This window comes from Alistipes sp., from assembly GCF_048465635.1.
Classification (GTDB): domain Bacteria; phylum Bacteroidota; class Bacteroidia; order Bacteroidales; family Rikenellaceae; genus Alistipes.
This window is the reverse complement of the sequence record NZ_DBFWLF010000002.1, coordinates 1-5,531: the sequence shown is the minus strand read 5'-3', so window position 1 is coordinate 5,531 and position 5,531 is coordinate 1. Positions and strand designations below refer to the sequence as shown.

The 5,531-nt window shown below is 51.5% G+C and carries 2 protein-coding genes, 2 tRNA genes, 2 rRNA genes and 1 pseudogene; 3 read left to right on the top strand and 4 right to left on the bottom strand.

Annotated elements, in window-relative coordinates:
* The 3 genes and pseudogenes from ACMO9O_RS00050 to ACMO9O_RS00040 form a co-directional block, all read left to right on the top strand.
* Positions 1–213: pseudogene (locus tag ACMO9O_RS00050) on the top strand (recombinase); the annotation flags it as partial.
* Between the two features lie 132 nt (positions 214–345).
* Complete coding sequence (locus ACMO9O_RS00045) at positions 346–570, top strand: helix-turn-helix domain-containing protein (RefSeq protein WP_418981553.1); 225 nt, start codon at positions 346–348, stop codon at positions 568–570.
* Between the two features lie 16 nt (positions 571–586).
* A complete protein-coding gene (locus ACMO9O_RS00040) occupies positions 587–1,975 on the top strand; it encodes a site-specific integrase (protein ID WP_097786545.1) in 1,389 nt (462 codons plus the stop codon).
* Positions 1,976–2,137: 162 nt separating this feature from the next.
* Here the strand turns inward: ACMO9O_RS00040 and ACMO9O_RS00035 are convergent.
* From ACMO9O_RS00035 to ACMO9O_RS00020, 4 genes are all read right to left on the bottom strand, one after another.
* Positions 2,138–2,213: transfer RNA gene (locus ACMO9O_RS00035), tRNA-Lys, on the bottom strand.
* Between the two features lie 3 nt (positions 2,214–2,216).
* A tRNA-Glu gene (locus ACMO9O_RS00030) sits at positions 2,217–2,291 on the bottom strand.
* A gap of 7 nt (positions 2,292–2,298) precedes the next feature.
* A 5S ribosomal RNA gene (gene rrf, locus ACMO9O_RS00025) occupies positions 2,299–2,415 on the bottom strand.
* A gap of 121 nt (positions 2,416–2,536) precedes the next feature.
* A 23S ribosomal RNA gene (locus ACMO9O_RS00020) occupies positions 2,537–5,371 on the bottom strand.
* Between the last annotated feature and the right edge of the window lie 160 nt (positions 5,372–5,531).

Sequence of the window (5,531 nt, the reverse complement as noted above, 5' to 3'; positions counted from 1 at the left end):
AAAGAAGAACTTTCCACCGCCAAGAAGGAGGCCGTTCGTTGGAGCAACAAGTACCACGACCTGTGGTACGACGTGAAACCCTATCTGGATGCTCTCCACCGTGCGCCCGAACTGGTGCGTGGCTTTCTGGAAAAGATTCTTGCCCCCAAGCAGGAGCACACCATGAATGTGCCGCAGCAAAACCGTAAGCGTGGGCAAGATGTAGAACTTTAAGCTGAATTTTTAGATGATATGACAATATAAGGAGCAACGCTTATGGATTTTGACCGTAATTCTATGACCGTCCCTGTGCAATCTTCCGATTATACGAAAAAGTTCTTGCAAAAGGGCTCGAATCCCACTACAATGGAAGTGGTCACTCAAACCAATGCCGTCAAGTCTCCGACTGACGGCCCGGCAACCACGAAACTGGTGTACACGGTGGAAGAGATCGCACGAATGCTGGCCATCAGCCTGCGCTCTGCTTACAATCTGTGCAACAGCACTACCGAATTCCGTGTCCTGCGAGTAGGCGGAAGCATCCGTGTGCCGAAGGACAGCTTCGATGCGTGGCTCTACCGGGCAGCTTGATAAGGAGGCAAACAGTATGGCATATATTACGAAGCGCGGCAACTCTTACAGCGTCCGCTACACCTACGAAGATGAGCACGGCAAGAGCTGCGACAAATGGGAGAGCTTTCCCACAAAAGAGGAGGCAACGAACCGAAAAAAGCAAATCGAGCATGAACTGGCCGCTGGCACTTTCCTGATTCCGTCCTCGGTAACGGTGGCAGAGTTCCTGATGGACTGGCTGCCGAAACAGTGCAGCAAGCACAAGTGGGCACCCAAAACCTACGAATCCAACCTTTCCACCATTCAGAATCTCATTATCCCCTATATCGGTAGCATGGAGATGCAGAAGCTCAAGCCCTACCACATGGAGAACCTCTACACGACCCTGAGCAAAACGCCCTGTGGTTCGTATATCGAGGGCAAGAAGCAGGAACTGACCGAAAAGCAGAAGCAGCGTTTCCTTTCCGGCACAACGATCCATGAGGTGCACCGGCTGCTGGGCACTGCCTTCCAGTATGCCGTAGAGTGGGGCATCCTTGTCAAAAGCCCTGTTCCCGTGGACAGCCCCAAGAAGTCTACGCAGGAGCGCACCATCTGGACGGTAGAGGAAATGAGGGCGGCTCTGGACAGCATGGAGGACCCCATCCTGCATCTGGCAGTCCACCTCACACTGGTGGGCGCACTGCGAGAGGGCGAGATCGTAGGTCTGACCCCGGAAGATCTCGATTTTGACGCAGCAGATGGCATCGGAACCTTCCGTATCAACAAGTCCATGCAGCGGGTGCGGAAAGAAGCCCTAAATCAAGTGGACGATGGCTGCATCATCAAGATATTCCCGGACAAGCTGGAGCGCAGCACCACTTCCCTCATCCTGAAAAGCACCAAAACCGCATCCTCCTGCCGTACCATCTTCATGACCTCTGCACTGAAAGAGGAATTGAAGAAGTGGCTGAATCAGTTGGCGGCAGACGAGATGAAAGACCCGGCACGCTACCATGATAGCGGAATGCTGTTCCGTCTACCCAATGGTCTGGCAGTGGAGCCGGTGCTGATCCGCAAGAAGTTCCTCAAATGGCAGGATGCCCACCCGGAATTCCCCCGCATTGTGTTCCACGGTTTGCGGCATTCCAGTGCCACCTATCAACTGATGATCTCCGGCGGCGATGTGAAAGCCGTTCAGGGCACCACAGGGCACGCCACGGCGGATATGCTGGTGAACACCTACGCTCATATCCAGCAGTCCTCTCGTGTAGAACTGGGCAGGAAATTTGAGGAAGGGTTCTATGCTAAACAGGAAAGCCCCAGCCCGCAGGCTGTACCCGCCGCAGGCGAACCGACCATCTCCATGACCGCTCTGCTGGAACTTCTGAAGGACGCAGACCCCGAAGTAAAGGCGCAGCTCCGTCTGGCTCTGCTGACCTGATGCAAAATTTACCACGCATTTCAAAGCAATTCCAGCCCATGCAGAGGATTCCCACGAAAACGCCGACCGTGCAAAAACCGTGCATTGACCGTGCAAGCCCCGATTTTTCGGGGTTACATAACAAAAAAGAACGTCAAATCTTACGATTTGACGTTCAATATCTGGTGCACCTCCAGGGACTCGAACCCTGGGCCCACTGATTAAGAGTCAGTTGCTCTACCAACTGAGCTAGAGGTGCATATGGTGACCCGTACCGGAATCGAACCGATGTTAAAGGCGTGAGAGGCCTCTGTCTTAACCGCTTGACCAACGGGCCATATAAAAGTCGGCGACTACCTATTTTCACAAGCCGTTTCCAGCTAACTATCTTGGGCACGAGTGAGCTTAACTGCTGTGTTCGGAATGGGAACAGGTGGAACCTCACCGTCATCGTCACCGACCATATGACTGACCAAGTATAACACACTGCTGTGTTCTTGTCCAGTATTTCTTAGAAGGACGTGCCTTCAAAACTGAATAATCACTGCTACTTCTCGTTGACTTGAGATACTCAAGCGAATTGTGGTCAAGCCCTCGACCTATTAGTACACGCTTGCTGAATGGATCGCTCCACTTACACATCGTGCCTATCAACCTTGTAGTCTTCAAGGGGTCTTACTTGTTTAAAACAATGGGATATCTTATCTTTGGGTCGGCTTCACGCTTAGATGCTTTCAGCGTTTATCCGATCCGTACGTAGTTGCCCAGCTATGCTCCTGGCGGAACAACTGGTGCGCCAGAGGTACGTCCGTCCCGGTCCTCTCGTACTAGGGACAGCTCCCATCAAATATCCTGCGCCCACGACAGATAGGGACCGAACTGTCTCACGACGTTCTGAACCCAGCTCGCGTACCGCTTTAATTGGCGAACAGCCAAACCCTTGGGACCGAATACAGCCCCAGGATGCGATGAGCCGACATCGAGGTGCCAAACCTCCCCGTCGATGTGGACTCTTGGGGGAGATCAGCCTGTTATCCCCAGGGTAACTTTTATCCGTTGAGCGATGGCATTTCCACTCACATACCACCGGATCACTAACTCCAACTTTCGTTACTGCTCGACCCGTCAGTCTCGCAGTTAGGCTCGCTTCTGCGTTTGCACTCTTTTGCTTGATTTCCGTTCAAGCTGAGCGAACCTTTGAACGCCTCCGTTACTTTTTAGGAGGCGACCGCCCCAGTCAAACTGCCCACCTAACAATGTCCCCCGACTCGATTCAGAGCCGCAGGTTAGAATTCCAATATCGCAAGGATGGTATCCCAACGGCCACTCCGCAACCGCCAAAGCGATTGTTTCCCAGTGTCCCATCTATCCTGTGCATGCAACATCGAAACCCAATATTAGGCTACAGTAAAGCTCCATGGGGTCTTTCCGTCTTGTCGCGGGTAACCGGCATCTTCACCGGTACTACAATTTCGCCGGGCGGGCTGTTGAGACAGTGCCCAAATCATTACGCCTTTCATGCGGGTCAGAACTTACCTGACAAGGAATTTCGCTACCTTAGGACCGTTATAGTTACGGCCGCCGTTCACTGGGGCTTCGATTCAATGCTTGCACATCTCCTCTTAACCTTCCAGCACCGGGCAGGCGTCAGCTCGTATACGTCATCTTTCGATTTAGCACAAACCTGTGTTTTTGGTAAACAGTTGCTTGGGCCGATTCTCTGCGGCTCCATCTCTGGAGCACCCCTTCTCCCGAAGTTACGGGGTCAATTTGCCGAGTTCCTTAACAACCCTTCTCCCGTTGGCCTTAGAATCTTCTTCCTACCTACCTGTGTCGGTTTGCGGTACGGGCACCTCAGAAATACACACAGCTTTTCTCGCCATCTTCCATCCCAGACTTCGGTACTAACTTCCCTCGATCTCTACCGGAACCAACACCCGGCTCTGAGACTTCAAATGTGTCCCTGTGCTTAACTCTTTTGGTGGTGACGGAATCTCTACCGTCTGTGCATCGGCTACGCCTTCCGGCCTCACCTTAGCTCCCGACTAACTTGGAGCGGACGAACCTTCCTCCAAAAACCTGAGGCTTTCGGCCATGCAGATTCTCACTGCATTCGCGCTACTCATTCCGGCATTCTCACTTCTATACACTCCACAGCCGCTTACGCTACTGTTTCTCCGCGTATACAACGCTCCCCTACCCAATCCATTACTGGATTGCCTAAGCTTCGGTGTCAGGTTTAGCCCCGTTAAATTCTCCGCGCAAAGACGCTCGACCAGTGAGCTATTACGCACTCTTTGAATGAGTGGCTGCTTCTGAGCCAACATCCTGGTTGTCTGCGTATCTTCACATCGTTTTCCACTTAACCTGACTTTGGGACCTTAGCTGTAGATCTGGGCTGTTTCCCTTTTGACAATGACATTTATCTGACACTGTCTGACTCCCAAGCATCAATACTCTGGCATTCTGAGTTTGATAAGCTTCGCTAACCTCTCGGCCGCTAGGCTATTCAGTGCTTTACCTCCAGGTATCTAACTTGAGGCTAGTCCTAAAACTATTTCGGGGAGAACCAGCTATCTCCGGGTTCGATTGGAATTTCTCCGCTACCCACAGTTCATCCGCCGCCTTTTCAACGGAGGTCGGTTCGGTCCTCCATGGAATTTTACTTCCACTTCAACCTGACCATGGGTAGGTCACCCGGTTTCGGGCCCATTATATGCAACTTAACGCCCTTTTCAAACTCGCTTTCGCTTCGGCTCCAGACCTTAAGTCCTTAACCTTGCTGCATACAATCGCTCGCCGGACCGTTCTACAAAAAGTACCCTATCACACTTTGACGTGCTCTAGGTGCTTGTAGGCACAGGGTTTCAGGTTCTTTTTCACTCCCCTCCCGGGGTGCTTTTCACCTTTCCTTCACAGTACTATACGCTATCGGTCACTGGGTAGTATTTAGGGTTGGAGGGTGGTCCCCCCATCTTCCGACCAGGTTTCACGTGTCTGGCCGTACTCTGGAAATCGCTCAGCTCTCGTCATTTTCACCTACGTGGTTCTCACACTCTCTGACCGGCCTTCCCATGCCGTTCGGTTAACAACTTGAGTCTTAAATGCGCTCCGTACCCCGAAGGTATTTCTACCTTCGGTTTGCCCTCTTCCGCGTTCGCTCGCCACTACTTACGGAATCTCGTTTGATGTCTCTTCCTCGCCCTACTTAGATGTTTCAGTTCAGGCGGTTCCCTCGATGTACCTATTTTAAATTTCAGTACAACGTACCTGAGTATGAACCCAGGTGAGTTTCCTCATTCAGAAATCTCCGGATCAATGCTTATTTGCAGCTCCCCGAAGCTTATCGCAGCTTATCACGTCTTTCATCGGCTCCCAGTGCCAAGGCATTCGCCCTGCGCCCTTGTTCGCTTGACCATATCAAACTAATCTCTTTCGAGATCGGCTTGTATCCTCTTGATTCTCTCTTGCCAACGAAGATTATGTTACCCTTCCTTTTGAAATTGTAATATTTCTTAAAAAGAACTTACTATAATCTTTGTTTCGCAGTTATTATTCAGTTTTCAAGGTACGTCTT

Coding starts and splice junctions, on each gene's coding strand:
- ACMO9O_RS00040 (WP_097786545.1), top strand. CDS start 587: ATGGCATATATTACGAAGCGCGGCAACTCTTACAGCGTCCGCTACACC.
- ACMO9O_RS00045 (WP_418981553.1), top strand. CDS start 346: ATGGAAGTGGTCACTCAAACCAATGCCGTCAAGTCTCCGACTGACGGC.